The organism is Azospirillum sp. TSH58 (assembly GCF_003119115.1).
Classification (GTDB): Bacteria; Pseudomonadota; Alphaproteobacteria; order Azospirillales; family Azospirillaceae; genus Azospirillum.
Genome location: NZ_CP022364.1, coordinates 1,598,017 through 1,624,844 on the forward strand (window position 1 = coordinate 1,598,017; position 26,828 = coordinate 1,624,844).

A 26,828-nucleotide genomic window follows, 5' to 3' on the forward strand; every position below is an offset into this window, starting at 1 on the left:
CGCTCGTCCTAAGAGTCGACTCTTCGGGGGGCAGGAAACGCCCCTTGCCCGGCAGCTCTTGCCGGGTCGCGGTCCGGACCCGGGCCGAAAGCGCCCGAGGACGCGGGATTTCAGCCCAAAGGACTGGCACGCCGGTTGCTTAGGGTAGGGCTGGACACCGCGACGGGAGACCGCCCATGGCCATCGACGCCACCACCATCGACGCCGCCGCCGCTTCGCGGCCGGTGCAGCGCGAGCGGTCGCCGGCCCAAGCGGTCCCCGCCCTGACCGTCATGGAAAGCCGGGACAGCCCCGACCGGTACGAGGCCGAGGCCGAGATGTCCTTCGGCGACTTCCTGGACATCATCAACCCGCTCCAGCACATCCCGCTCGTCAACACCGTCTACCGCGAGATCACCGGCGACACGATCAAGCCGTCGTCGAAGGTCATCGGCGGCATCCTGTTCGGCGGCCCGTTGGGCGGCATGGCGTCCATCGCCAACGCGGTGGTGGAGCAGGCCCAGGGCAAGGACATCGGCGGGCAGATCATGGCCTCGCTCGGCTTCGACGGGGACGCCGCCACCGGCCATCCGCCCACCGGCAGCGCCGGAACCACCGCGGTCGCCGCCTTGCCGGACTCCGCCGCCGGCACCTCGGCGCCGGCTACAGCCACTGCGGCCGCTGCGGCCGCGGCCGCCCAGCCGGCCCGCACCGTCACGGCGGAGTTGCCGGACGCCAAACGGTCCGCAGCGCCGCCGCATGGGGTGGGAGCGGCGGTGGCCGGGTCCGGGCGCGACGGACTTGCGGACCCCGCCACGCCGCATCCCTCGCGCATGCCGGCGCGCGACACCCCGCTGGCGAACAGCATGATGGCCAAATACGCCGCCGCCAAGCCGCACCCCTCCACCATCGGCTTCGCCGCCGCGGCGGCCCCCACCGGGGCCCGGAAGGCGGCGGAAACCCAGGCGCCGGGAGCCCAGCCGCCCGCCACCCAACCGAACGCGGCGGCCGACGGCGGTGCGGCGAACGCGGCCAACGCGCCGGCACCGGCGAACGCCGCTCCGGCCGCCGCCAACAGCAACGCCTTCGCGCCCGTGACACCGGACATGCTGTCTGAGACGATGATGCGCAATCTGGCCAAGTACGAACAGGGCCGGCGGGCCGCGCAGGCCCCGGCGCCCAGCCTGCGGGTGTCGGGCTGAGCGCGATGACCCCGGTTTCGGGTGAGGGAAGGGGCGATGGAGATCACGGTTCGTCTTGAGGACCCGCCGTCGGAAGGCCGTCTCGACTGGCCCGGCGGGTCGTTCCGCTGCGTGCTGGGCCGCGGCGGCATCCGCTCCGACAAGCGGGAGGGCGACGGCGCCACCCCGGTCGGCCGCTTCGCGCTGCGCCGCGTCCTGTGGCGCGCCGACCGGCTGGAGCGGCCCGAGACGGGCCTGCCGGTGTCGCCCATCGCACCCGGCGACGGCTGGTGCGACGACCCCGCGGACCCCGCCTACAACCGCCCGGTCAAGCGTCCCTACGCCGCCAGCCACGAGGAGCTGTGGCGCGAGGACCATGTCTACGACGTCATCGTGGTGATGGGGCACAACGACGACCCGGTCGTGCCCGGCCTGGGCAGCGCCGTGTTCATGCATGTGGCACGGCCCGACCGGGCGCCCACGGCGGGCTGCGTCGCGCTGCCCCTGCCGGACCTGCTGCGGCTTCTCAAGGAGTGCGCGCCGGGCACCGCGCTGACCGTGGCGGACCCGGCGGGGTGAGGAAGCCTTACCCGGCGGCGGGGGTGGGGCGCGCCCCGAAGATCGCCGTGCCGACCCGCACATGGGTGGCGCCGAAGCGGATCGCCGTCTCGTAATCGCCGCTCATCCCCATGCTGACCTCGGGCAGGCCGGCGCGGCGGGCCATGTCGGCGAGCAGGGCGAAATGCATCGCCGGCTCCTCGTCCACCGGCGGGATGCACATCAGGCCGGTCACCGGCAGGTTCCAGCCGTCACGGCAGGCGGCCAGGAAAGCGTCCAGCTCCGCCGGGGGGATGCCGGCCTTCTGCGGCTCCTCGCCGGTGTTGACCTCGATCAGGCAGCGCGGGCGGCGGCCGCTGCGCGCCATCTCCTCGGCCAGGGCCTCGGCCAGCTTGGGCCGGTCCACCGTCTGGATCACGTCGAACAGGGCCACCGCGTCCTTGACCTTGTTGGTCTGGAGCGGGCCGATCAGGTGAAGTTCCAGGTCCGGAAAACGCTCGCGCAGCGCGGGGAACTTCGCCTTGGCCTCCTGCACGCGGTTCTCGCCGAAGACGCGCTGGCCGGCGGCCAGGGCCTCCTCCACCGCCTCCACCGGGTGGGTCTTGGAGACGGCGACCAGCGTCACCGCGCCGGGAGCGCGCCCGCTGGCGGCGCAGCCGTCCAGGATGGAGCGGCGGACGGCGTCCAGCCGGGCCGTGACGGTGCCGTCCGGTGTATCGGTGTGCGATGCGGACATGCCGGTTTTCCCCTTGTTCTGGCCCCTTGCTCTGGCCCCTTGCTCTGGCCCCTTCCGCGGCGCCTGCCTGTACAGGGACCGGAGGGCGTGGTAACGGACGCACCGACGAAACGCAAGCACCCCGAGGAGAACACGGCATGCGTGGTTGGATGCGTCCCCTGATCCTGTCGGCGCTCATTCTGGGGGCCGCGCCGTTCACGGCCGGCAGCGCCCTTGCCCAGAACGCCGCGAACCCAAACGCCGGGAACCAGAATGGCGGCAAGCCCGCCGCTGGCAAGGAAGCCCCGAAGGAGGCGCCCAAGGAAGCTCCCAAAACGGCAGCGGGGTCGGCCATCGCCCAGGCTCCCTTCGCCGTGCAACCGTTCCCGCTGCAGGACGACGGCACCTACAAGGAATTCTTGGGCGCCGCCGCCGCTGACCTCAACCGGCGCTGCACCAAGCAGGAAAATTATGGTTGGGAGTTCAAGAAGGACGACGACGCCCGCCGTGACCAGATCCTTGAATCCACGCTGGGCGGCTTCCGCAAGGCTGGCTGGAAGCTGGGCGAGGTGAAGGTCCGCTCCATCCGCGATCCGGGAACCACCGCCTACACGGCGGAGAAGGCCAAACAGCGCCTGCTGGCCGTCTGGACCCCGATGGAGAACGCAGCGATCTTGCTGCTCTGCGAGACCGAAGCGGCGCCAGCGACCAAGAAGTAAGAACCAGCGACAAAAGGAAAACGGCGGCGGATGGGTATCCGCCGCCGTTTTTGTCAGACCTGCCGCAAGGCCGATCAGAAGGCCAGACGGGTGTCGATCATGATGATGTGCGCGCGGTCGTCGGGGCTGATGCCCCCGTTGTCGATCGTCGTCATCTTCGAGTCGAGGTCGAGGTAGCTGTACTCCAGGCCCGTGGTCAGGCCGGGCGCGATGGTGTAGGTCACGCCGGCCTGATACAGCTCGGCCTTGACCGGGGCCACGAAGCCGGTGTTCGGGCTGGTGCCGTTCGAACGCGACTGCGAGTAGTTGGCGGCCAGGATGAGCGGGCCGGTGGCGTACTGGGCGCCGACGATCCAGATGTCCTGCTTCTCCTTCACGGTCAGCGACTTGTCGTAGCCGCTGTCGCCGCTGTAGGCGTAGCTGCCGCCGATCTTGAAGTCGCCGTAGCCGACGTTCAGGCCGGCGTGGACCGAGCTGAGCTTCTCGAAGCGGGTGGCGCCGACGCCGACGCCGTCATCGACCGCATCGCCGAACTGGTAGAAGGCGCTGGCCGCGACGCTGAAGCCGCCGAACTCGTTGGTGTAGGTGCCGCCGGCCTCGACCACGTCCTGGAAGCCGCCGTTGTCCTGGCGACGGTTGATCGAGGTGTGCGAGTCGCCGGTGCGCGGCGTGTAGGAGACGCCGCCCTGGAAACCGGCGATGGTCGGGGTCAGGTAGATGACCTTGGTGCCGACGTCGCCCGAGGCGAAGGCGCGGAAGTTGTTGGTGGTGGTCGGCAGCAGCGAATAGGTCTGCGAACCGCCCAGGAACTCCACCGTGTTGTTGTCCGGACCGCCGGCGATGCCTTCGACGTTCGGGCCGATGATGCCGAACTCGTCCGACAGGCCGTTGATCGTGCCGGCCTGCAGGGTGCCGAAGCCGCTGTTCACGAAGATGAAGGCGCGGTCGGCGTCCATCGTGCGGACGTTGCCGGCGCCGTTGGCGGCGCGCATGCGGACACGGCCGCCGTACTCGAGGCCGTTGTCGGCCGTGGCGACCGGCGTGACGGTCACGCGGAAGCGGTTGGCGAACTCCGTGGAGCGGGTGCCTTCGTCACGGTCCTGCTCGACATAGGCGCCCTGGAAGAACGCGTCGCCGCCGATCTTGACCTCGAACTTGGTCTGGGCGGAAGCCACGCCGCTGCAGGCGATGATCGCGATGGCTGCGCAGCCCGTAACAAGAGAACGCTTCATTGATGGTCCATCCTTCTAGCAGGCTCCCAAGGAGACTGGAGCCGTGCGGTTGTGCTTCCCACCAATTACTAAGCCACCCGTTCGTTTACCCGGCAAGGGCGATTTAACAGGGGAAACGGTTCAACGGTAACACAGTGGCCATTCCGACACAGTCATAAGTGTTTGATCACCAATGGTTTTTCCCGTATGCCGTAAATATAGCACATTGCCTGTCCAGATTTTGAGCGCAGTGAACAAACTTTACGCACAGAAATGCGCCATGTGGACAGCCCGCCGGACGGGGAACGGCGCACGGAAAAGGCGCAGCGCGACGGACGCGGCGCGATGAACAAGGAGGATGAACAAGGGGAGTGCACAAAGAAAAAGGGCGGTGGCCGAAGCCACCGCCCTTCTCCATCCACGGATGACCGCAGATTAGAACGCCAGGACCGTACGGAGCAGGACGACGTGACCGTCGTTGTCCAGGTCCGCAGCGGCCGTGCTCAGGTCGCTGTCGGCCTTGAAGTAGTCGTACTGAGCCTGCAGGGTCAGGCCCGGAGCGACGGTGTAGCCGGCGCCGAACTCGTAGACTTCGATCTTGCGGCTGCCCGGGGTGTACAGGCTGCCGGCGTCCTTGCCGTTCTTGTAGTTGGCGCCGACGACGATCGGGCCGGCGGTGTACTGAGCGCCGACAACCCAGAGGCGGCTCTTCTCGTTGTCCGAGGTCGCGGTCTGGATCTGGCCCGACTCACCGAAGTCGGTGTACGAACCGCCGAGCGAGAAGCCGGCGTAGCCAACCTGGGCGCCAACCTGCCAGGCGTTCAGGTCCTCGACGCTGGCGCCGACCGTGGTCGTGCCGGCGGCGTTGCCCCAGTAGTAGCCAGCGCTGGCCTTCAGCGAGACGCCGCCGAAGGTGTTGCTGTAGTTGGCGCCGACTTCGACCAGATCCTCGAACGTGGTCGAGAAGCCGCGGCCGGTGGCGGTGACCGAGGTCAGGTCAGCGCGGTTGACCGAGGCGTGCGAGTCGTCGTTGCGCGGGGTGTAGCTGGCGCCCACCTGCAGGCCGGCGAAGCGCGGCGAGAAGTACACGATCTTCGTCGCGTTGTTCTCGACGACCAGCGACTGGCTCAGGATCGAGCCGTTCAGGCCGGCGAGGCCGCCGGCGATGTCGGTGGTCTGGCCGATCCAGGCGGTGACGCCGTCATAGATGCCGAGCTGCAGGTAATCCTGCGGAGCGGTGACGTAGGTGGCGTCGTTGAAGGAGTTGGTCACGCCCATCTGGACCTGACCGAACGCGCCCTGCGCGAAGATGTAGCCGCGGTCGGCGTCCATCGTGCGGGCGTTGTTGGCGCCCGAGTTGGCGCGCATACGGATGCGGCCACCGTACTCCAGACCGTTGTCGGCCTTGGCGGTCGGGGTCACGATGACGCGGAAGCGGTTGCGGAAGTCAACCGAACGGGCACCCTCGTCGCGGTCTTCGTTGACGTAGCCGCCTTCGAAGTAGGCGTCGCCGCCGACCTTGACTTCAAACTTGGCCTGAGCGTTGGCGGCGCCGGCACCCAGAGCCAGAGCGGCAGCGGCGCAGCCCGCGAGCAGATAACGGTTCATGATTGTTGCCTCCATCCTGGCAGCAGAATTTTCAGCCCGGTTAACGTCCTGGCTGGCTCTGTGGTACGCAGATGCGGGGACGCCAGCAAGCCGGAAATCGCAAAGTTGCAGCAATGAAGGAACAGTGTGTCCGACGGAACACACTCGTCTTGTGCACCGCCGTCGTGATTCCGCAGCGCGCACGGACCGGCTGAGCGGGCTCCGGCGATGCCCCGGACACAGCAAAGGCACAGGCTGCGGTCCGCATCGGCTGTTGCCGCGGGCGGGCTTTTATGGTCTTTTCACCCGCATCCGCCGCGGTATCGTGCGCGGTACCCCGAATTTATGATCCAGGTTCCGACCATGCGCCGTTCCCGTGTCCTTCGCCTTGCCCCCGTCGTGCTCGCGGCGTCGCTCGCCGTGGCCGGTTGCTCCAGCTGGGGCGGCCAGACGGAAACCGTCGATGAGCAGATCAAGAAGGAATACAAGTTCGGCAGCCTTCTCGGCACCGACGGCGGCTTCAGCCTGTTCGGCAAGAACAAGCGCAACGGCGCCGAGCAGGGCGATCCCAACGGCATCGGCGTCAACAGCTTCCTGTGGCGCGCCTCGCTGGACACGCTGTCCTTCATGCCGATCGTCTCGGCCGATCCGTTCGGCGGCGTCATCCTGACCGACTGGTACACGCCGCCGGACACCCCGAACGAGCGTTTCAAGGTCAACCTGTACATCATGGACCGCCAGCTCCGCGCCGACGGCGTGCGGGTGTCGGTGTTCAAGCAGCAGCGCGCCGGGTCGGACTGGCGCGACAGCACGGTCGGTCCGGAGACGGCGACGACGCTGGAGGACGCGGTGCTGACCCGCGCCCGCCAGATCCGCGTCGCCCAGCAGGCCGCGGCGCGCTGAGCGGACGCGCCGGCCGCTCAAGCAAGGCGGGGCGGGGCGCCGGACATCGGTCCGCCGCCTGTCATCCCGCCGCCGGCGTCTTATTTCTCTAGACCCACGAAACTCACGGAACGGCGTCTGCGGTCATGTCGCGTTACAATGTCAAGGAAACCGAAGCGAAGTGGCAGGGCGAGTGGGAGCGGCAGGGCTGCTTCACCGCGCGCGAGGACGCTTCCCGTGAGAAGTACTATGTGCTGGAGATGTTCCCCTACCCGTCGGGGCGCATCCACATGGGGCATGTCCGCAACTACACCATCGGCGACGTGATCGCGCGCTACAAGCGGGCCCGCGGCTTCAACGTGCTGCACCCCATGGGCTGGGACGCCTTCGGCCTGCCGGCGGAGAACGCCGCGCTGGAGAAGAAGACCCACCCGGCCAAATGGACGCGCGAGAACATCGCGGCCATGCGCGCCCAGTTGAAGACGATGGGCCTGTCGATCGACTGGGACCGCGAGATCGCCACCTGCGACGTGGAGTATTACCGCCACGAGCAGAAGATGTTCCTGGATTTCCTGAAGGAAGGCCTGGCCTACCGCAAGGAGTCCTGGGTCAACTGGGACCCGGTCGACAACACGGTTCTCGCCAACGAGCAGGTGATCGACGGCCGCGGCTGGCGCACCGGGGCGCTGGTGGAGAAGCGCAAGCTGTCGCAGTGGTTCCTCAAGATCACCGCCTACGCCGACGAGCTGCTGAAGGGGCTGGACACGCTGGACCGCTGGCCGGAGCGCGTGCGCCTGATGCAGGAGAACTGGATCGGCAAGTCCACCGGCGTGCGCTTCCGCTTCGACCTCGTCGGGCGGGCGGACAAGCTGGAGGTCTTCACGACCCGGCCCGACACGCTGTTCGGCGCCTCCTTCGCGGCGATCTCGGCCAACCATCCGCTGGCCGCCGAACTGGCCGCCGGCAACCCCGCGCTGGCCGAGTTCATCGCCGAATGCAACCGCCTGGGCACCAGCGAGGAGGCGATCGAGACCGCCGAGAAGCGCGGCTTCGACACCGGGCTGAAGGTGGTGCATCCCTTCGACCCGTCCTGGGAGCTGCCGGTCTACGTCGCCAACTTCGTGCTGATGGACTACGGCACGGGCGCCATCTTCGGCTGCCCGGCCCATGACCAGCGCGACCTGGACTTCGCCCGCAAGTACGGCCTGCCGGTCACCCCGGTGGTCGTCCCGGCGGACGCCGATCCCGCCGCCTTCACGGTCGGCGACGAGGCCTACACCGGCCCCGGCCTGCTGCGCAACTCGCGCTTCCTCGACGGGCTGGAGGTCGAGCCGGCCAAGCAGGAGGTCGGCAAGCGGCTGGAGGAGCAGGGGCAGGGCGAGCGCACCACCCAGTACCGGCTGCGCGACTGGGGCGTCTCCCGCCAGCGTTACTGGGGCTGCCCGATCCCGGTCATCCATTGCGAGAGCTGCGGCATCGTCCCGGTGCCCGAGCGGGATCTGCCGGTCGTCCTGCCGGAGGACGTGACCTTCGACAAGCCCGGCAACCCGCTGGACCACCACCCGACCTGGAAGCACACGAGCTGCCCGAGCTGCGGCAAGCCGGCGGTGCGCGAGACCGACACCTTCGACACCTTCATCGAGTCGAGCTGGTATTTCGCCCGCTTCTGCTCGCCCAAGGCCGAGGACGTCGCCTTCACGCGCGAGGCGGTGGACTACTGGCTGGCCGTGGACCAGTACATCGGCGGCATCGAGCATGCCGTGCTGCACCTGCTCTACTCCCGCTTCTGGACGCGGGCGATGAAGCAGTGCGGCTACCTGAACGTGGAGGAGCCCTTCGCCGGCCTCTTCACCCAGGGCATGGTCAACCACGAGACCTACAAGGACGCCGGCACCGGCGCCTGGCTGGCGCCGACCGACATCCGCAGGAACGATCTCGGCGACTACATCCGCAACGACAACGACGGCCCGGTGACGGTCGGCCGCGTCGAGAAGATGTCGAAGTCCAAGAAGAACGTGGTCGACCCGGCGCACATCATCGGCACCTACGGCGCCGACGCCGCCCGCCTGTTCATGCTGTCCGACAGCCCGCCGGAACGCGACCTGGAATGGACCGAAGCCGGCATCGACGGCGCCTGGCGCTACATCAACCGCCTGTGGCGGATGGTGACGGAATCGCCGGTCGCGCTGCCGCCCGTCGGCGCGCCGAAGCCGGACGCTCTGAGCGCCAAGGCCGAGGCCACCCGCCGCATGGTCCACAAGGCGATCGCCGGCATCTCGGAAGACCTGGAGAAGTTCCGCTTCAACAAGGCGGTGGCCCGCGTGCGCGAGCTGTCCAACGCCCTGGCCGAGCTGGACGGAACGGGCGAGGGTGAAGCCTGGGTCCTGCGCGAGGGCTTCGAGGCCACCGTCCGCCTGATCGCCCCGATGATGCCCCATCTCGCCGAGGAGCTGTGGGCGCGGCTCGGCCACGCCACGCTGCTGGTCAACCAGCCCTGGCCGCAGGCCGACGCCGCCCTGGTGGTCGAGGACTCGGTTACCATGGCGGTGCAGGTCAACGGCAAGCTGCGCGCGACGCTGGAGCTGCCGCGCGACATGGCGAAGGACGCCGCGGAGCAGGCCGCCCTGGCCGACCCGAACGTCCAGCGCGCCCTGGAGGGCAAGCCGGTGCGCAAGGTCATCGTCGTCCCGAACCGGGTGATCAATGTCGTCGTCTGACCTTCATAACGACAATGGCCATAACGACAATGGCCATAACGACAATGGCCATAACGGCAAGGCCGGCGTGCGGCGGCGGGGGCTTCTCGCCCTCACCCTGCTGGCGCCGGCGGTGCTTGCCACGGCGGCCTGCGGTTTCCAGCCCATGTATGGAACGCTCGGGTCCAACAGCATCGGCACCGCCGAGCTTCAGCAGGTGGACATCGGAGTCATCCGGGACCGCTATGGCCAGAAGCTGCGCAACCTCCTGATCGACCGCTTCTACGCCGACGGCCGCCCGGCCGCCCCGCGTTACCGGCTGGAGACCACGCTGACCGCGTCGGAGCAGAAGCTGTCCCTTCAGAAGGACGCGACCGCCACCCGCGCCCAGCTCGTCGTGAACGCCCCTTACCAGCTTATCGACGCGGCGACGGGCGCGATCCTGTTCCAGGCCAACGCGCGGTCCTACATCAGCTACAACGTGCTGGAGCAGCAGTACGGCGCCCTGGCCACGGTCGAGAACGCCTACGACCGCGCGCTTCTGGAAATCTCGAACGAGATCACCACCCGCGTGGCCGCCCAGCTCGGCCGCAAGCTCTGATCCGCACTGGACAACCGGAGGCCGGACCTCCGCCACCGACGGTGTCTTCGTGAAGCTGCAAGCCCGGGCGATCGACGGCTTCCTGCGCAGTCCCGATCCCAAGATCCGCGCGGTTCTGCTCTACGGCCCGGACACCGGTCTGGTGCGCGATCGCGCCATGGGTCTGGGCCGCACCGTGGTCGCCGACCTGTCCGACCCCTTCCGAGTGACGGAGATGCTGGGCCGCGCCGTCGCCGACGACCCGGCGCGTCTGGCCGACGAGGCAGCCGCCCTGTCCTTCACCGGTGGCCGCCGGCTGATCCGCGTGCGCGAGGCGGAGGACAACGTCACCGCCGCCTTCACCGCCTTCCTGGCCGATCGGACGCCCGGCGACAGCCTCGTCATCGTCGAGGCCGGCGATCTCGGCAACCGGTCGAAGCTGCGCACTCTGTTCGAAGGGGCGGACGGCGCCGTCGCCATTCCCTGCTATGTGGAGGAGGAGGCGGCGCTTGGCCGGGTCATCGCCGACATCCTGCACGGCCACGGACTGACCGCCGACCCCGACGCGCTGACCTTCCTTGCCGGCAACCTGGTCGGCGACCGCATGGTGGCGCGCGGCGAGATGGAGAAGCTGGCGCTCTACATGGGCACGGAGACGCGCGTCCGGCTGGAGGACGCCCAGGCCTGCGTCGGCGACAGCGCGGCCCTGTCGCTCGACGAGCCGATCTGGGCGGCGGCGGAGGGCGACTTCGCGACGCTCGACCGCTCGCTGGCCCGGCTGTTCGCCGAGGGCATGTCCCCGGTGCCCATCCTGCGCGCCGCCCAGCGCCATTTCCAGCGCCTGCAGCTGGTCGCCGGGCAGGTGGCGGCCGGCAAGTCGGCGGACGCCGCGGTGGAAGCGCTGCGCCCGCCGGTGTTCTTCAAGATGAAGCCGCGGCTGACCGGACAGGCCCGCCGCTGGCCGGCACCGCTGGTGCGGCAGGCGCTGGAGCGGCTGGTCGAGGCCGAGGCGGACTGCAAGCGCACCAGCATGCCCGACCAGACGCTCTGCGCCCGCGTCCTCTTCCAGCTCGCCTCGCTGGCGCGCCGCTGAACCTCTTCCTTACGTCGCGGCCCCTTACTTCGCGGCCAGGAACTGCGGCACGCGCAGCAGGATCAGCTCGTTGTGGTCCTGCTTGCCCAGCTCGCGGCCCGACGAGTAGGGGAGGTTGTTGTCGTTGCCGACGACGATGTGCTCGGCGTCCACCACGTCGACATTCTCGATGGTCACGAAGGGAAAGGTGAACTTGCCCTTGTCCCCGCCGAGCCGGGCGACGCCCTTCGGATCGTCGATGTCCATCAGGTCGACGTAGCCGACCTTCTTCACGAAGCCTTCCGCGTCGGCCTGGGCGAAGTCGATCTTGTAGACGCGCTTGAACTGCGCCGGCGCGTTGAAGCAGTCCGGGGTGGGCTGGCCGGCGCAGCCCTTGGCCGGGTTGCCCTCGCCGTTGTCGCGCTCGATGATCAGGCCGGTGGTGGCGTCGATCATGTTGAAATCGCCGATGTTGTTGCCGTTGGCCTCCAGAAGGTACTTGAAGCTGCGGCCCGTGAAGTCGCCCTTGGCGACGTCGAATTCGGCGATGCGCAGATACTCGCGCCCGTCCTTGGTCTCCCAGGCACCACCCGTCCACAGCGGGCCTTCGAACAGCGGATAGAGGAACCGACCGTCCTTCGACGCGGCCATCCCTTCGAAACCGCGCGAGCGGCGCACCTCGAAGCCGACGGCGCCCGGCACCGCCGGGGTGGACACCGCGTAATGATCGGGGGAGCGGACCGGCTTGCCGTCGACCTTGCTCTCATGCAGAGACAGCAGCGTGCCGGTCCGGTCGGTCACCAGGATGTAGGGGCCGAACTCGTCACCGAAATACATCCGCTCGCCGACAATCTGCACGCTCTCGACGTCGAAATCGGCGCCGGTCAGATAGCGTTCCTTGGTCGCCTCGGTGACGATGGGGAAGGGCACCTTGCGGTCGGGATCGCGCAGGAACAGCGTCTCGGCCACCGCCGCCTTGCCGGTCTTCCAGTCGATGGTCAGCCTGTGCACCGTCAGCATCGCGTCGGCGGAGTTGCCCTTGCTGCCGAAGCCGTTGTCGGTCAGCACCAGGAAGCTTCCGTCGCCCAGCGCCTTGATGCCGGAGAAGCCCTGGACCGGCTGGCCCTCGAAGGGCAGCGCCATGCCGGTGCCGCGCGCCGCGCCGGGGGCCGACAGGAAGGACGTGCCGTCGATGCTGCGGAGTTGGTCGACGCGCTTGCGGTCGGCCGCGGTGAACTTGCCGGAGGTGCGGAACAGGTCCGGCGCGTCGGCGGGCGGGGCGACGAAGGTCGCGGCGTCGATGACGCCGTGGCCGGCCAGTTCCGCCGGGAATTTCTGGTCCGCAAGAGCCGGACCGGCGAGCAGGGTCGCGGTGAGGCCGGCAAGGCATAGGCCGTGGATGGGCTTCATGAATCTCCCCCTCTGTGTCGGCTCCGGCCGCGTCGATGCGGCCGGACGACCCTGTTTAGGGGGAGATCATGTTAGTGCCGTTTCACTAAAGTGACAGTTTGGTTCCGCGACGTCCTACTCACCACCGAGGCGCCGCAGCACGTCGTCGAGCTGGTCCAGCGTCTGGTAATGGATGGTGATGGAGCCGCCCTTGCCCTGCGGCGTGATGGCGACCTTCAGCCCGATGCGGGCCGAGATCTCCTCCTCCAGGTTCACCAGATCGACGTCCTTGAGCGTCGGGTCGGTGGCGGCGCCGCCGCGCCCACCACCGGCCTTCTTCGGCTTGGTCGGGGCGCCGCCGCGCATGAGGTCTTCGGTCTGGCGAACGTTCAGCCCGCGCTTGACCACCTCGCGCGCCACCGACACCGGATCGGAGGAGGTGAGCAGCGCGCGGGCGTGACCGGCGCTGAGCGCCCCGTCCTGCACCATGCCCTTGACCGGGTCGGGCAGGGCGAGCAGGCGCATCATGTTGGCGACGTGGCTGCGGCTCTTGCCGACCGAGCGCGCCAGATCCTCCTGCGTGTGCTCGAACTCCTCCATCAGGCGCTTGTAGCCTTCGGCCTCTTCGAGCGGGGTCAGGTCCTGGCGCTGGATGTTCTCGATCAGCGCGATTTCCAGCGCCTCACGGTCCGACAGCTCGCGGATGACGACCGGCACCTCGTGCAGGCCGGCGACCTGGGCGGCGCGCCAGCGGCGTTCGCCGGCGATCAGCTCATAGGAGTTGGTCGTCTCCGAATCCCGGCGCACGAGCAGGGGTTGGAGGATGCCCTTGTCGCGGATCGACTCGACCAGCCCCTGCAGCGCCTCGTCGTCGAAGGTCCGGCGCGGCTGGTATTTGCCGGGATGGATGAACTCGATGGGCACCTGCTTGGACTGGCGCACCTTGTCGAGCGCCGAGTAATCCTCGGCCGCCTCGCCGAACAGGGCGGACAGGCCACGGCCCAGGCTGGCGCGGCGGGCACCGCCGTCCGAACGTTTGGTATCCTCCATCACGCGCTCAGCCTCTTCTCACGGCGCAGCACCTCGCCCGCCAGATGGATGTATGCCTGCGACCCGGGGCAGCGCATGTCGTAGATCAGCACCGGCTTGCCGTGGGACGGCGCCTCCGACACCTTCACGTTCCGCGGGATGACGGTGTCGTAGACCTTCTCCCCGAAGAAGCCGCGCACGTCGGCGGCCACCATGTCGGACAGGTTGTTGCGCTTGTCGAACATCGTCAGGACGACGCCATGGATGTCCAGATCGGGGTTGAAGGCGCGCTTCACCCGCTCGATGGTGCGGACGAGATGGCTGAGGCCCTCCAGCGCGTAGAACTCGCACTGCAGCGGCACCATCACGGCATGGGAGGCGACCAGCGCGTTCAGCGTCAGCAGGCCGAGCGCCGGCGGGCAGTCGATCAGCACGTAATCGTATTCGAGCGCGCTCTTGTCCACCGCCTCGCGCAGCCGGAACTCGCGCCGCTCGGAGGTGACAAGCTCGACCTCGGCGCCGGACAGATCGACGGAGGAGGTGATGATCGACAGGTTCGGCACTGTCGACACCGTCGCGGCGTCTTCCAGCGGCATGCCGTCGAACAGCACGTCGTAGATGCCGACCCGCCGGTCGGCGCGCGGAATGCCAAGACCGGTGGAGGCGTTGCCCTGGGGATCGAGATCGATCACCAGCACGCGCTTGCCGATGGCGGCCAGGGCGGTTGCCAGATTGATGGTGGTCGTGGTCTTGCCCACGCCGCCTTTCTGGTTGGCAATCGAGATGACCCGAGCGGACGGGGCAGCGGAAGAATGGGCAGAGGGCATGTCAGCCTCTCGGGAAGCCTCGGAGCGGGAATGCATCAGAGTCGCGGTCTTAGACACGGGCGATACCACTCACACGCAGGATGGTTCCGGTGGGGTCGGTGCGGCTGTCGAAGCGCTCGGTCCGCATCTTCCAATATTTGGTGGTATCGGTCAATTCGTCGGCCACATTTTGACCCTTGGGAAACAGTGCCGCACCCCTGTCTTGGAGGAAGGGATGGGCCCAGGTCAGCAGGTCGTTCAGCGGCGCGAGAGCGCGGGCCGTCACCACGTCGGCGGCGATCGGCGGCACCGCCTCGATCCGCTTGTTGTGCACCGTGACCGACGCTCCGGCGACGCGGGCCGCCTCGCGCAGGAAGGCGCATTTGCGGGAGTCGCTCTCCACCAGATGCACCTCCGGCACGCCCATGATGGCGAGGACGAGGCCGGGAAAGCCGGCCCCGCTGCCGAGATCGACCAGCACCCGAGCGCCTTCGGGCAGCAGCGGATGGAGCTGGGCGGAGTCGAGGAAGTGTCGGCGCCAGGCGTCGGGCAAGGTGGAGGGGCCGACGAGGTTGATCTTCGGCTGCCACTTGCGCAGCGTCGCCTCGTAAGCGGCAAGCCGGTCCAGCGTTTCACGTGAAACACCGGTTTCCGCCTGGAAGGCCGCGGCATCGAACAGACTCATCAGACGGCCACCTTCACGTCGCGCCGTTTCACGTGGCGGAGCAGGGCGACCAGCGCCGCCGGGGTCATGCCGGGAATGCGGGCCGCGGCGCCGAGGGTCGCCGGGCGGGCCTGCCGCAGCTTCTGCCGGATTTCCGCCGACAGGCTGCCGATGCCGTCGGGGTCGAGATCGTCGGGAAGCTCCAGCGCCTCGTCCTTGCGGAAGGCGCGGATGTCGGCCTCCTGCCGGTCGAGATAGCCGGCGTATTTGCCGTCGATCTCCAACTGCTCGGCAACGTCGGCGGGGATCGCCGACAGCTCCGGCCACAGCCGGGCGAGGACCGACAAGTCGAGATCGGGATAGCGCAGCAGATCGGCGGCGGTCCGGCGCACACCGTCCTGGTTGACCGCGATGCCCTGCCGCTGCAGCTCCGCCGGGGTGGCCTGAAGGGCGCGCACCAGTGTGCGGCCGGCGGACAGCGCCTCGGCCTTCGCCGTGAAGGCGTCGCGCCGCGCCGACCCGACGCAGCCGATGGAGAGCCCCTTGGGCGTCAGCCGCTGGTCGGCGTTGTCGGCGCGCAGGATCAGCCGATACTCGGCGCGCGAGGTGAACATCCGGTAGGGCTCGTTGGTCCCGCGGGTGATCAGGTCGTCGACCAGCACCCCGATGTAGGCGTCGGCGCGGTCGAGGACGAAGCCCTCCGCCGACCCACCGGCCAGCAAAGCGGCGTTGATGCCGGCCATCAGGCCCTGCGCCGCCGCCTCTTCGTAACCGGTGGTGCCGTTGATCTGGCCGGCGAAGAACAGGCCGGGGGTCCGGCGGGTCTCCAGAGTCGGCTTCAGCTCCCGCGGGTCGACGAAGTCGTATTCGATGGCGTAGCCGGGGCGGATCATCACCGCGCGCTCCAGCCCCGGCATCGTCTTCAGGAAGCCGAGCTGGACGTCGCGGGGCAGGGAGGTCGAAATGCCGTTCGGGTAGACCGTGTCATCGTCCAGCCCTTCCGGCTCCAGGAAGATCTGGTGGCGCTCCTTGTCGGCGAAGCGCACCACCTTGTCCTCGATGGACGGGCAGTAGCGCGGGCCGGTGCTCTGGATCTGGCCGGAATACATCGGCGCGCGGTGGAGGTTGCCGCGGATCAGCGCGTGCATCTCCGGCGTCGTCCAGGTGATCGCGCAATCGATCTGCGGCGTGTCGATACGGTCGGTCAGATAGGAGAAGGGCGGCGGCGGCGTGTCGCCGGGCTGCTTCTCCAGAGCGTCCCAGTCGATGCCCTTGCCGTCGAGGCGCGGCGGCGTGCCGGTCTTCAGGCGGCCCAGCGGGAAGCCCAGACGCGCCAGCGTGTCGGACAGGCCGATGGACGGCGCCTCGCCGACGCGGCCCGCCGGGGTGGTCTCTTCACCGATGTGGATCAGGCCGCGCAGGAAGGTGCCGGTGGTCAGCACCACGGCCCCCGCGGCGAGGGTCTCGCCGGAACCGGTCACCACGCCGGTCACGCGCCCATCGTCGGCGACGGTCAGGTCCTCGGCGCCGCCAGCCTCGATGGACAGGTTCGGCTGCTCGGCGAGGATCGCCTGCACCGCCTGCCGGTAGAGCTTGCGGTCGGCCTGGGCGCGCGGGCCGCGGACAGCGGGTCCCTTGCTGCGGTTCAGAATGCGGAACTGGATGCCACCGCGGTCGATGGCGCGGGCCATGACACCGTCGAGCGCGTCGATCTCGCGCACCAGATGCCCTTTGGCCAACCCGCCGATGGCCGGGTTGCAGGACATCTCACCGATGGTGTCCAGCTTGTGGGTGAGCAGCAGGGTGCGCGCACCCATGCGCGCCGCGGCGGCGGCAGCCTCGCAACCGGCGTGGCCTCCGCCGACAACAATGACGTCGAACGTTCGCATGGCCGGACCATAGCCGAGTCAGCGCCGGACGCCAAGCTCTGCGACGCAGCACAGCCCGTGTTTCACGTGAAACAGGGCGGGGCGGCGCGTTTGTCACGCCGCCCTCCGATCATTTGCCGATGCAGAAGTCCCGGAAGATCACGTCCAGCAGGTCTTCGACATCGACCCGTCCGGTGATCCGGCCAAGGGCGCGGCTCGCCAGACGCACATCCTCGGCCATCAGTTCCGGCAAAGGCGCGGTCAAGGCGCGGCGCAGGGCATCCCGGCACTCCTCCAAGGCGGAGCGGTGCCGCGCGCGGGTCAGGGCGGGGGCGCCGCTGCCGGCCAGCCGGTCGGCGGTAAACGCCGTCAAACGCCGTTCCAACTCCGGCAGGCCGGAGCCGGTCCGAGCCGAGACCGCAACCGCGGTTTGGTCACCAACCGTGGGGACAGCCGTCCCGGCAAGGTCGGTCTTGTTCAGGACGACGACCGTGTCGGCGTCCACCAGGGCGACCGTCGCCGGGTCGAGCGTGGGCAGGGCGGTCGCGTCGAAGACCGCCACCTTCACGTCGGCGCGGGCAGCGCGGTCGAGCGCGCGACGGATGCCTTCCTCCTCGACCTCGTCGGCGGCGGCCTCGCGCAGGCCCGCCGTGTCGGCCAGGACCACCGGGTAGCCACCAAGGTCGAGATGGACCTCGATCACGTCGCGGGTGGTGCCGGCGCGCGCCGAGACGATGGCGGCCTCGCGGCGGGCGAGGGCGTTCAGCAGGCTCGACTTGCCGGCGTTGGGCGCGCCGACGATGGCGATGTGCAGCCCCTCGCGCAGCCGCTCCCCGCGGCCGCGGTCGTCGAGATGGGCGTCGATCTCGGCGGCGAGGGCGTCCAGCACCGGACGCGCGGCGTCCGACACACCGGAGGGCAGGTCCTCGTCGGGGAAGTCGATGTCGGCCTCGATGTGGGCCAGCGACCGGGTCAGCCGCTCCCGCCAGCCGTCGTAGAGCGTGCCGAGCGCGCCTTCCATCTGGCGCAGCGCCTGACGGCGCTGGGCGGAGGTTTCCGCGTCCACGAGGTCGGCGACCGCTTCGGCCTCGGTCAGGTCGAGCTTGCCGTTCTCGAAGGCGCGGCGGGTGAACTCGCCGGGTTCGGCGACGCGCAGGCCGGGCAGGGTGGACAGCGCGTCCACCACGCCGGCCACCACGGCGCGCCCGCCATGCAGGTGCAGCTCCACCACGTCCTCGCCGGTGAAGCTGCGGGGGGCGGTGAAGCGCAGCACCAGGGCGTCGTCCAGCGCCTCGCCGGTCTTGGGATCGCGCAGCCGGACGAGGGTGGCCATGCGGGGTTTGGGAAGGGGTTTGCCGGTCAGGGCGGCGAGCGCGTCGCCGGAGGCCGGGCCCGAAACGCGAACCACCGCCACACCGGCGCGGCCGGGGGCGGTGGCGAGGGCGAAAATGGTCGGGATCATCGTGCCAACTGTCATCGTGCCGGATCCGGAACGATCAGCCGACCTGTTCCGGCAGCAGCTCTTTTTGTTCCGGCTTCAGCATGAGCCGCTCCACACGGCCACCATCGACCAGATGAGTCTCCAGGATCGCGTCCACGTCGGCGAAGGAGCGGTAGGTGTACCAGACGCCCTCGGGATAGACGACCAGCACCGGACCCAGCTCGCAGCGGTCCAGGCAACCGGCGGCGTTGATCCGCACGCGGCCATCCAGCCCCAACTCGCGGGCGCGGGCCTTCATGTAGTCGCGGAGCTTTTCGGACCCCCGGGCGGCGCAGGAGCCGCGCTTGTGTCCGTCGGGGCGGCGGTTGGTGCAGGAGAAAACATGGGCTTCGAAGTAGGGCTTCGGATCGGTCACTTGCGTCCATCCTGTCCCATGGCGGCGGCCATCTGGGACCAAAACATCTTCTGAAGCTGCTCCATGCCCTGAATTCCCGCCGGCAGCCACGTCTTCATCATCGTCTCGGGGTCCATGGCGAGCAGGGAGGCCTGCATGCGCTCCTGGATCTCCTGCATCATGGCGTCCTGCATGGGCTTCACGTCGGGAAGGCCCAGGAAGTGGCGCGCCTCCTCGGGTGTGCAGTCGATGTCGATGGTGATCTTCATGGCCCCATTCCCTTTGAAAGCGCGCGGTACGCAGGAAATTAAGGGTTGAGCGACGCTTCGGCTCATGCCCCACTATACAGATAGGAAGCCCTGGCGCAACGGCACCGCCGCGCCAGTTTATTCCCAACCACGCCACAGACCGGAAACGCCTGCGATGCCCGCGAACCTGCTTTGCCGGGAGACCAGCCCCTACCTGCTCCAGCACAAGGACAACCCCGTCCATTGGATGGCCTGGGGTCGCGACGCCTTCGAACGGGCCAAGCGCGAGAACAAGCCGGTGCTGCTGTCGGTCGGCTACGCCGCCTGCCACTGGTGCCACGTGATGGCGCACGAGAGCTTCGAGAACCCGGAGATCGCCGGTGTGATGAACGAGCTGTTCGTCAACATCAAGGTGGACCGGGAGGAGCGGCCGGACGTCGACCAGATCTACCAGTCCGCCCTGGCCATGCTGGGGCAGCAGGGCGGCTGGCCGCTGACCATGTTCCTGACGCCGGACGCCGAGCCCTTCTGGGGCGGCACCTATTTTCCGCCGGAGTCGCGCTACGGCCGGCCCGGCTTCCCCGACGTGCTGCGCGGCGTGGCGGAGACCTACCGCAGCAAGCCGGAGAACGTGACCCGCAACGTCGCCGCGCTGAAGGACGCGCTTGGCAAGCTGGCCGAGAACCGGGCGGCGGGGGAGGTCGACCTCGCCATGCTCGACCAGATCGCCGACCGGCTCGTCCGCGAGGTCGATCCCTTCCACGGCGGCATCGGACACGCCCCGAAATTCCCCCAGGTGCCGATCTTCACGCTGCTGTGGCGGGCCTGGCTGCGCACCGGGAAGGAGCCCTACCGGGAGGCGGTCACCAACACGCTGGCCCACATGGGCCAGGGCGGCATCTACGACCATCTGGGCGGCGGCTTCGCCCGCTACTCGGTGGACGAGATGTGGCTGGTGCCGCACTTCGAGAAGATGCTCTACGACAACGCCCAGCTTCTCGACCTGATGACGCTGGTCTGGCAGGCCGAGCGGGAGCCGCTGTTCGAGGCGCGCATCCGTGAAACGGTGGGCTGGGCGCTGCGCGAGATGATCGCCGAGGGCGGCGGTTTCGCGGCGACCCAGGACGCCGACAGCGAGGGCGAGGAGGGCCTCTTCTACATCTGGAACGAGGAGGAGATCGACCGCCTCCTCGGCCCCGGCGCGGAGGTCTTCAAGCGCGCCTACGGCGTCACGCCGCAGGGCAACTGGGAGGGGGCGACCATCCTCAACCGGCTGCACCGCATCGAGGCGCTGGACGCCGAGACCGAGGCGACGCTGGCCGAACAGCGGGCGATCCTCTGGCGGGAGCGGGAAAAGCGGATCAAGCCGGGCTGGGATGACAAGGTGCTGGCCGACTGGAACGGCCTGATGATCGCCGCCCTCGCCCAGGCCGGGATGGTCTTCGACGAGCCGGAGTGGATCGCGGCCGCCCAGCGCGCCTATGTCTTCGTGCGCGACCGCATGACCGCGGACGGGCGGCTGCTGCACAGCTGGCGGGCCGGGCAGCTCAAGCACCGGGCGACGCTCGACGACTACGCCCACATGGCGCGCGGCGCGCTCGCCCTGCACGAGGCGACCGGCGATGCCGGCGCGCTGGAACAGGCGCGGGACTGGGTGCGGGTGCTCGACGCGCATTTCTGGGACGCCAAGGCCGGCGGCTATTTCTACACGGCGGACGATGCCGACGACCTGATCGTCCGCACCAAGTCGGCCGGCGACGCGGCGACCCCCAGCGGCAACGGCACCATGCTGGCCGTGCTGGCGACGCTGCACCACCGCACCGGCGAGGCCGCTTACCGGGAGCGGGCGGACGCCCTGGCCGCCGCCTTCTCCGGCGAGCTGAGCCGCAACTTCTTCCCGCTGCCGACCTATCTGAACGCGGCGGAGCTTCTCCAGACGGCGCAGCAGATCGTCATCGTGGGCGACCCGCAGGCGCCGGACACCCGGGCGCTGCGCCGGGCGGTGCTCGACCGCCCGCTCCCCGACCGCATCCTCACCGTCCTGCCGCCGGGGACGGATCTGCCCGCCGGGCACCCGGCGCATGGCAAGGGCATGCAGGGCGGGGTCGCGACCGCCTATGTCTGCACCGGCATGACCTGCTCCCCCCCGGTGACCGCGCCCGACGCGCTGGGCGCCGCCCTGGCCCGGAGATGACCGACATGGCGCAGACCCCAAACAACGCAGCCATCGGCAGCCTGACCGTCGACAGCCCGCTGGGCCTGCTGACCCTGACCAGCGCGAACGGCGTCGTCGTGGCGCTCGATTGGGGCCGGCTGGGCCAAGACCGGCCGGACCCGGTGCTGGAGGAGGCGGCGCGCCAGCTCCGCGACTATTTCGCCGGGACGCGGTTGGATTTCGACCTGCCGCTGGCCCCCCGCGGGACGGCCTTCCGGCAGACGGTCTGGGCGGCGATGCAGGCCATTCCCTACGGCGGCGTCCTGACCTACGGCGACGTCGCGCGGCTGCTGGACACGGCGCCGCGCGCCGTGGGCGGGGCCTGCGGGGCCAACCCGATCCCGGTGATCATCCCCTGCCACCGCATCGTCGGGGGCGGCGGGGCGCCCGGCGGCTATTCCGGCCTGGGCGGCCTGCGGACCAAGGACTGGCTGCTCCGCCACGAGCGGCGGTACCGGGTGACACCGGAACAGGCCGGCGATACGCTGGAGCTTCAGCTTCTATAGGAAGGGAAGGGACCGACCACCATGGTTCACGCGATCCGCATCCACGAGTACGGCGGACCCGAGGCACTGCGCTGGGACGAGATCGAGGTGGGCGACCCCGGCCCCGGTCAGGTGCGCCTGCGCCAGACCGCCGTCGGGCTGAACTACATCGACACCTACCACCGCTCCGGCGCCTACAAGCTGCCGCAGCTTCCCGCGATCATCGGGACCGAGGGCGCCGGCGTGGTCGAGGCCGTGGGGCCGGACGTGACGACGCTGAAGGTCGGCGACCGGGTGGGCTACGCGCCGCTGATCGGCGCCTACGCCGAATCCCGCCTCGCCCCCGCCGACCGGCTGATCCCGTTGCCGAGCTGGATCGAGGACCGTCAGGCCGCCGCCATGCTGCTCCAGGGCATGACCGCGCAGTTCCTCCTGCGCTCCACCTACACGGTGCAGCCGGGCGACACCATCCTGGTCCAGGCCGCCGCGGGCGGCGTCGGCCAGATTCTCTGCCAGTGGGCCAAGCATCTGGGCGCCACCGTGATCGGCACGGTCAGCAGCGACGAGAAGGCGGAGCTGGCCCGCGCCGCCGGCTGCGACCATCCCATCGTCTACACGCGCGACAACTTCGTGAACCGCGTGAAGGACCTGACCGACGGGCAGGGCGTGCCGGTGGTCTATGACGGCGTCGGCAAGACGACCTTCATGGACAGCCTGGACTGCCTGCGGCCGCGCGGCTTCATGGTGCTGTTCGGAGCGGCGTCCGGCCCGGTCCCGCCGCTGGATCTGCAGGTGCTGGCGGCCAAGGGCTCGCTCTACGTCACGCGCCCGACCCTGTTCAGCTACGTCGCCAAGCGCGACGACCTGATGGCCAGCGCCGCCGACCTGTTCGAGGTGGTGCATTCCGGCGGGGTGACCATCAACGTCGGCCAGACCTTCGCGCTGCGCGACGCCGCGGAGGCCCACCGGGCGCTGGAGTCGCGCGCCACGACCGGGTCCACGGTGCTGCTGCCGTAAGGGGGAAGAAGGGGGTTCGGCACAAGTGCAACCCCCTCACCCTAACCCTCTCCCCGGAGGGGAGAGGGAATAACATCTCACTCGGCGGCCCAGAGCGGGTTCTTCAGCTTCTTGAGGAGTTCCGCGTGGGCGGCCAGCTCCTCCTCGCTGGGGGCGTGGGCGCGCGGGGCGCGGTAGGGGCGGTCAATGCGGATCGACGCGGGACCGCCCGCCGCCGGGCCGGAGGCCAGCGCCAGACCGGCCTGACGGCCGCCGCGCAGCTCCAGATACACCTCGGCCAGAAGCTGGGCGTCGAGAAGCGCGCCGTGGTAGGTGCGGCTGGAATTGTCCACGCCGAAGCGCTTGCAGAGCGCGTCCAGGGTGGCCGGCGCGCCGGGGAACTTCTGCCGCGCCATCAGCAGCGTGTCGATGGCCCGGTCCTTCGGCATCACCGGATAGCCGGCGATCCGCAGCTCCCAGTTCAGGAAGTGCATGTCGAAGGCCGCGTTGTGGATCACCAGCGGCGCGTCGCCGATGAAGGCCACGAACTCCGCCACCACGTCGTTGAACAGCGGCTTGTCCGACAGGAACTCCGTCGTCAGCCCGTGCACCGCCACGGCGTCCGGCGGCACGTCGCGCTCCGGGTTGACGTAGCAGTGGAAGGTCTTGCCGGTGGCGACGTGGTTGTGCAGCTCGACGCAGCCGATTTCGATCAGCCGGTGCCCTTCCTCGGGCTTGAAGCCGGTCGTTTCCGTATCGAGGACGATCTCACGCATGAACCACCTGTCCGGGCTGGTATCCCCGCGGCGGCCATTGCCGGCCGCGGCGCCGCTTCACGTCGGCGAGGATGTTGCGCAGCGCCCGCCGGGTGGCCCGCCGCCCGTCGCCGGTCTTGACGACATGGTCGGCGCGCCGCCGCTTCTCGGCGTCGGGCGTCTGCCGGGCCAGAATAGCGGCGAACTTCTCCGCCGTCATGCCCGGCCGCGCCATCACCCGTGACTTCTGCACCAGGAAGGGGGCGGTGACCACCACCGTGCGGTCCACCTTGCGCTCTCCGCCCGTCTCGAACAGCAGGGGAATGTCCAGAACCGCCACGCGGACGCGCCGCCGCGCCGCCTGCTTCAGGAAGCGCCGCTGTGCGGCCTGCACCGCCGGGTGGAGGATCGCCTCCAGCCGCTTCAGCGCCGCCGGGTTGCCGAACACCGCCGCGCCCAGCGCCCGCCGGTCCACCGCGCCATCCACGACCACGCCGGGAAAAGCCGCCGCGATGGCCGGCACGGCCGCGCCATGACGCCCCAGCAGCCCATGCACCACCGCGTCGCTGTCGCAGACCGGCGCACCCATGCGCTTCAGCATGCGCGCCGCCGTGCTCTTGCCCATGCCGATGGAGCCGGTGAGTCCCAACACGATCATCGCGCGCCCTCAGCCCTGGAGAACGGCGGCCTTCAGCGCCTCGGTCACCTCCGGCTCCCGGCCGAACCAGGCGGCGAAGCCGGGGCGGGCCTGGTGGAGCAGCATGCCGATGCCATCCACCACGCGGTTGCCGCGGGCCTGCGCCGCGGCCAGCAGCGGGGTCATCAGGGGGGTGTAGACGATGTCGGTGACGACGGCGGAGCCGGGCAGGGCGCGCAGATCCAGTTCCAGCGGCGGCTGGCCCGCCATGCCCTGGGTCGTCGTGTTCACCACCAGCGCCGCCCCTTCGAGGAGGGTTTCACGTGAAACCCAGTCGGCGGTCTCGATGGCGCCTCCGATATCGGCGGCCAACTCGTCGGCCCGCGCCCGCGTGCGGTTGACCAGCCAGACCCGCGGCGCCCCTTCGTCGAGGAGGGAGGCGACGACGGCCCGCGCCGCGCCACCGGCCCCGATGACCAGCGCCGGCCCGTCCGCAGCCTTCCAGCCCGGCGCGCCACTCCTCAAATTCTCGATGAAACCGAAGCCGTCGGTGTTGCGACCCTCCAGCGACCCGTCCTCGCCGACCACGATGGTGTTGACGGCGCCCATCCGCTTGGCGGTAGCGTCCAGCCGGTCAACCGTGCGGTAGGCGGCCTCCTTGTGCGGCACTGTGACGTTGCAGCCACGGAAGCCGAGAGCGGGCAGGGCGCGGATGGCCTGCTCGATGCGGTCGGGCTGTACGGCCAGCGGCACATAGGCGCCGTCGATGCCGTACTGCTCCAGCCAGTGGCCGTGCAGCCGGGGCGAGCGCGAATGACCGATCGGCCAGCCCATCACGCCGGCCAGCTTCGCCTTGCCGCTGATCGTCATTCCGCAATCACCCCATGCACCCGCAGGAACCCGAGCAGCGGCAGCAGCGGCAGCCCGAGGATCGTGAAGAAGTCGCCGTCCACCCGATGGAAGAGCTGCGCGCCCAACCCCTCCAGGTGATAGGCGCCGACCGACCCCAGCACGTCGTCGCCCGCCGCGTTCAGATAGGAGTCGAGGAAGGCGTCGCTGAAGGGACGCATGGTCAGGCGGGCGCGATCGACATGGTGCCACAGCCGCTCGCCGTCGCGGATCACCACGGCGCAGCTCACCAGCCGGTGCGTTCGGCCGCGCAGGTCCTGCAACTGCGTCCGTGCCGCGTCCCGGTCGGCGGGCTTGTCGAACCAGCGGCCTTCGCAGTCGAGCATCTGGTCGGCGCCGATCACCAGGGCGCCGGGGTGCTTGCGGGTGACGCGCTGCGCCTTCAGCTCGGCCAGAGCCTCGGCCACATCCTCGACCGGGGCTCCCTCGGCGCGGGCGGCCAGCTTGATCTCCTCCTCGTCCACCGCGGCGGGAGCGAGCGTGACGCGCACCCCGGCGCGCTCCAGCATCTCCGCCCGGGTGCGCGAGCCGGAGGCGAGGACGACGGTGGGAACCGCTCCGCTCACGTCAACGGCCCCTCTGGAACGACGCCGGGCAGGCCGCCGCTCTGGCGGCGGGCGAGCAGCATCATGATCTCCGCCGCCGTCTCCTCGATGGAGCGGCGCGACACGTCGATCACCGGCCAGCCGCGCCGGGTGAACATCCGCCGCGCGTCGGTGACCTCGGCGCGCACCACCTCGGGATCGACGTAGGTCGAGGACTCGTTCTGGTTCAGCAGCTTCAGCCGGTTGCGGCGGATCTGCACCAGACGGTCCGGGTCCTTGGTCAGGCCGACGACCAGCGGCCGGGTCAGCTTCTCGATCTCCGGCGGCATCGGGCATCCGGGGACGATCGGGATGTTCGCCGCCTTGATGCCGCGGTTCGCCAGATAGATGCAGGTCGGCGTCTTGGAGGTGCGCGACACGCCCATCAGGATCACGTCGGCCTCGTGCAGGTCCCAGCTCGACTGGCCGTCGTCGTGCGCCAGCGCGAAGTCCATCGCGTCCATGCGCCCGAAATATTCGGCGTCCAAGGCGTGCTGGCGGCCGGGCTGGCGCTGCGATTCCACGCCGAGGAAGGCGGCCAGCGCGTTGATCAGCGGGTCGAGCACCGGGATGCAGGGGACCTGCACCTCGCGGCAGAAGTCCTGGAGGCGGCGGCGCAGCTTCTCGTCGACCAGCGTGAACATGACGAGGCCGCGATTCTCCTGGACACCCTCCAGAACCATGTCGAGCTGCCGCTCGGTCCGCACGAGATTCCAGAAATGCTCGACCGGGCGAACATCGTCGAACTGGATGACGCAGGCGCGGGCGACGCTGTTGATCGTCTCGCCGGTCGCGTCCGACACAAGATGCAGGTGGAACTGTCTCATCCGTCCCCAACGTGTTGTGGAGAACCCGTCCGAATCTGTGGACAACGGGGATCTCCTGGATTCTGTCCCTCCGGGCGGGACTCGTCGCCCCCGCTGGCGCCCCCTTCGGGACAATCCGCGCGCCCTCTTCGGAACATGGGTACAATGACTCGCGCGGACCATGTTATCCACGGGATTCCCAGGCTTCCCGATATAGCATTTCCGCCATTTCCGGAGAAAGCGTCCGGAGTCGTCCACAGAATCCGATTTTCGTCCACAACGCGCCGTCCCGCCTGTGGACGATTCCGCGCAAAGCGGGGATTCCCGTTTTCCACAGGCACCCACCACCCCTTCTTTCTTTCTCTCTTTAAAAAGAATACTGAGTAGAGGGGAGACAACCCGCAGACCCGATTCACTCATAG

At 69.2% G+C, this 26,828-nt stretch carries 26 protein-coding genes; 10 read left to right on the forward strand and 16 right to left on the reverse strand.

Annotation, left to right across the window (positions count from 1 at the left end; all coding sequences use genetic code 11):
- The first annotated feature begins 176 nt into the window (after window positions 1-176).
- The gene (locus tag TSH58p_RS11060) at window positions 177-1,181 is read left to right on the forward strand and encodes a hypothetical protein (protein WP_109069933.1); all 1,005 of its coding nucleotides are present in this window, start codon (window positions 177-179) and stop codon (window positions 1,179-1,181) included.
- A gap of 36 nt (window positions 1,182-1,217) precedes the next feature.
- Window positions 1,218-1,739, forward strand: coding sequence for a L,D-transpeptidase (locus TSH58p_RS11065; RefSeq protein ID WP_109069934.1), 522 nt, complete (start codon window positions 1,218-1,220; stop codon window positions 1,737-1,739).
- Window positions 1,740-1,746: 7 nt separating this feature from the next.
- Here TSH58p_RS11065 and TSH58p_RS11070 read toward each other — a convergent pair whose 3' ends face one another.
- Window positions 1,747-2,454 carry a YggS family pyridoxal phosphate-dependent enzyme gene (locus tag TSH58p_RS11070; protein ID WP_109069935.1) on the reverse strand — a complete coding sequence of 236 codons (708 nt, stop codon included), beginning with the start codon at window positions 2,452-2,454 and terminating at the stop codon, window positions 1,747-1,749.
- 137 nt (window positions 2,455-2,591) lie between these two features.
- On the opposite strand from TSH58p_RS11070, the gene TSH58p_RS11075 reads away from it, so the two are divergent.
- The gene (locus TSH58p_RS11075; RefSeq protein ID WP_162600035.1) at window positions 2,592-3,152 is read left to right on the forward strand and encodes a hypothetical protein; all 561 of its coding nucleotides are present in this window, start codon (window positions 2,592-2,594) and stop codon (window positions 3,150-3,152) included.
- A gap of 74 nt (window positions 3,153-3,226) precedes the next feature.
- Here the strand turns inward: TSH58p_RS11075 and TSH58p_RS11080 are convergent, their stop codons facing one another.
- Window positions 3,227-4,384 (reverse strand): porin, encoded by a 1,158-nt coding sequence (locus tag TSH58p_RS11080; RefSeq protein ID WP_109069937.1) that lies wholly within the window; start codon window positions 4,382-4,384, stop codon window positions 3,227-3,229.
- A gap of 414 nt (window positions 4,385-4,798) precedes the next feature.
- Window positions 4,799-5,971, reverse strand: coding sequence for a porin (locus TSH58p_RS11085; RefSeq protein ID WP_109069938.1), 1,173 nt, complete (start codon window positions 5,969-5,971; stop codon window positions 4,799-4,801).
- A 342-nt stretch (window positions 5,972-6,313) separates the two neighbouring features.
- Between TSH58p_RS11085 and TSH58p_RS11090 the strand changes: the two genes are divergently transcribed.
- From TSH58p_RS11090 to holA, 4 genes are all read left to right on the forward strand, one after another.
- On the forward strand, window positions 6,314-6,853 hold the full coding sequence (locus tag TSH58p_RS11090) for a DUF3576 domain-containing protein (RefSeq protein ID WP_109070010.1): 540 nt from the start codon (window positions 6,314-6,316) through the stop codon (window positions 6,851-6,853).
- Window positions 6,854-6,978: 125 nt separating this feature from the next.
- Window positions 6,979-9,549: a leucine--tRNA ligase gene (leuS, locus tag TSH58p_RS11095; RefSeq protein WP_109069939.1), complete on the forward strand. Its 2,571-nt coding sequence runs from the start codon at window positions 6,979-6,981 to the stop codon at window positions 9,547-9,549.
- Between the two features lie 67 nt (window positions 9,550-9,616).
- Window positions 9,617-10,129, forward strand: a complete 513-nt coding sequence (gene lptE, locus TSH58p_RS11100) for an LPS assembly lipoprotein LptE (protein WP_247895495.1) — start codon at window positions 9,617-9,619, stop codon at window positions 10,127-10,129.
- A 49-nt stretch (window positions 10,130-10,178) separates the two neighbouring features.
- On the forward strand, window positions 10,179-11,201 hold the full coding sequence (holA, locus tag TSH58p_RS11105) for a DNA polymerase III subunit delta (RefSeq protein ID WP_109069941.1): 1,023 nt from the start codon (window positions 10,179-10,181) through the stop codon (window positions 11,199-11,201).
- Between the two features lie 24 nt (window positions 11,202-11,225).
- On the opposite strand, the gene TSH58p_RS11110 is transcribed toward holA, so the two are convergent.
- The 8 genes from TSH58p_RS11110 to TSH58p_RS11145 form a co-directional block, all read right to left on the reverse strand.
- A complete protein-coding gene (locus TSH58p_RS11110) occupies window positions 11,226-12,590 on the reverse strand; it encodes an esterase-like activity of phytase family protein (RefSeq protein ID WP_109069942.1) in 1,365 nt (454 codons plus the stop codon).
- A gap of 114 nt (window positions 12,591-12,704) precedes the next feature.
- Window positions 12,705-13,619 (reverse strand): ParB/RepB/Spo0J family partition protein, encoded by a 915-nt coding sequence (locus TSH58p_RS11115; protein WP_199230118.1) that lies wholly within the window; start codon window positions 13,617-13,619, stop codon window positions 12,705-12,707.
- On the reverse strand, window positions 13,619-14,425 hold the full coding sequence (locus TSH58p_RS11120; protein WP_109069944.1) for a ParA family protein: 807 nt from the start codon (window positions 14,423-14,425) through the stop codon (window positions 13,619-13,621). The genes TSH58p_RS11115 and TSH58p_RS11120 overlap by 1 nt, the downstream gene beginning before the upstream one ends.
- Before the next feature lie 49 nt (window positions 14,426-14,474).
- Window positions 14,475-15,089 (reverse strand): 16S rRNA (guanine(527)-N(7))-methyltransferase RsmG, encoded by a 615-nt coding sequence (rsmG, locus tag TSH58p_RS11125; RefSeq protein WP_109069945.1) that lies wholly within the window; start codon window positions 15,087-15,089, stop codon window positions 14,475-14,477.
- The gene (gene mnmG, locus TSH58p_RS11130; protein WP_109069946.1) at window positions 15,089-16,957 is read right to left on the reverse strand and encodes a tRNA uridine-5-carboxymethylaminomethyl(34) synthesis enzyme MnmG; all 1,869 of its coding nucleotides are present in this window, start codon (window positions 16,955-16,957) and stop codon (window positions 15,089-15,091) included. The genes rsmG and mnmG overlap by 1 nt, the downstream gene beginning before the upstream one ends.
- Before the next feature lie 109 nt (window positions 16,958-17,066).
- Window positions 17,067-18,398, reverse strand: a complete 1,332-nt coding sequence (gene mnmE, locus TSH58p_RS11135; protein ID WP_109069947.1) for a tRNA uridine-5-carboxymethylaminomethyl(34) synthesis GTPase MnmE — start codon at window positions 18,396-18,398, stop codon at window positions 17,067-17,069.
- Between the two features lie 34 nt (window positions 18,399-18,432).
- A complete protein-coding gene (locus TSH58p_RS11140) occupies window positions 18,433-18,792 on the reverse strand; it encodes a ferredoxin (RefSeq protein ID WP_109069948.1) in 360 nt (119 codons plus the stop codon).
- On the reverse strand, window positions 18,789-19,040 hold the full coding sequence (locus TSH58p_RS11145) for a DUF6489 family protein (RefSeq protein ID WP_109069949.1): 252 nt from the start codon (window positions 19,038-19,040) through the stop codon (window positions 18,789-18,791). The genes TSH58p_RS11140 and TSH58p_RS11145 overlap by 4 nt, the downstream gene beginning before the upstream one ends.
- A gap of 154 nt (window positions 19,041-19,194) precedes the next feature.
- Here TSH58p_RS11145 and TSH58p_RS11150 point away from each other — a divergent pair, with 154 nt between their 5' ends.
- Genes TSH58p_RS11150 through TSH58p_RS11160 form a run of 3 tightly spaced genes read left to right on the forward strand, consistent with a single transcriptional unit; the run spans window position 19,195 to window position 22,736 of the window.
- Window positions 19,195-21,213: a thioredoxin domain-containing protein gene (locus TSH58p_RS11150; RefSeq protein ID WP_109069950.1), complete on the forward strand. Its 2,019-nt coding sequence runs from the start codon at window positions 19,195-19,197 to the stop codon at window positions 21,211-21,213.
- A gap of 5 nt (window positions 21,214-21,218) precedes the next feature.
- Complete coding sequence (locus TSH58p_RS11155; protein WP_109070011.1) at window positions 21,219-21,740, forward strand: methylated-DNA--[protein]-cysteine S-methyltransferase; 522 nt, start codon at window positions 21,219-21,221, stop codon at window positions 21,738-21,740.
- A gap of 21 nt (window positions 21,741-21,761) precedes the next feature.
- Entirely contained in the window at window positions 21,762-22,736 is a 975-nt protein-coding gene (locus TSH58p_RS11160; RefSeq protein WP_109069951.1) for a quinone oxidoreductase, read from the forward strand.
- Window positions 22,737-22,813: 77 nt separating this feature from the next.
- Here the strand turns inward: TSH58p_RS11160 and dnaQ are convergent, their stop codons facing one another.
- The 5 genes from dnaQ to TSH58p_RS11185 are packed head-to-tail and all read right to left on the reverse strand — an operon-like array spanning window position 22,814 to window position 26,427.
- Window positions 22,814-23,491 carry a DNA polymerase III subunit epsilon gene (gene dnaQ, locus TSH58p_RS11165; RefSeq protein WP_109069952.1) on the reverse strand — a complete coding sequence of 226 codons (678 nt, stop codon included), beginning with the start codon at window positions 23,489-23,491 and terminating at the stop codon, window positions 22,814-22,816.
- Window positions 23,484-24,128, reverse strand: a complete 645-nt coding sequence (gene coaE, locus TSH58p_RS11170) for a dephospho-CoA kinase (protein WP_109069953.1) — start codon at window positions 24,126-24,128, stop codon at window positions 23,484-23,486. Before coaE ends, dnaQ begins: the two co-directional genes overlap by 8 nt.
- A 9-nt stretch (window positions 24,129-24,137) precedes the next feature.
- Window positions 24,138-24,977, reverse strand: coding sequence for a shikimate dehydrogenase (locus tag TSH58p_RS11175; RefSeq protein WP_109069954.1), 840 nt, complete (start codon window positions 24,975-24,977; stop codon window positions 24,138-24,140).
- The gene (locus TSH58p_RS11180) at window positions 24,974-25,582 is read right to left on the reverse strand and encodes a nucleoside triphosphate pyrophosphatase (RefSeq protein WP_109069955.1); all 609 of its coding nucleotides are present in this window, start codon (window positions 25,580-25,582) and stop codon (window positions 24,974-24,976) included. Before TSH58p_RS11180 ends, TSH58p_RS11175 begins: the two co-directional genes overlap by 4 nt.
- Entirely contained in the window at window positions 25,579-26,427 is an 849-nt protein-coding gene (locus TSH58p_RS11185; RefSeq protein ID WP_109069956.1) for a pyruvate, water dikinase regulatory protein, read from the reverse strand. The genes TSH58p_RS11180 and TSH58p_RS11185 overlap by 4 nt, the downstream gene beginning before the upstream one ends.
- Window positions 26,428-26,828: the final 401 nt, after the last annotated feature.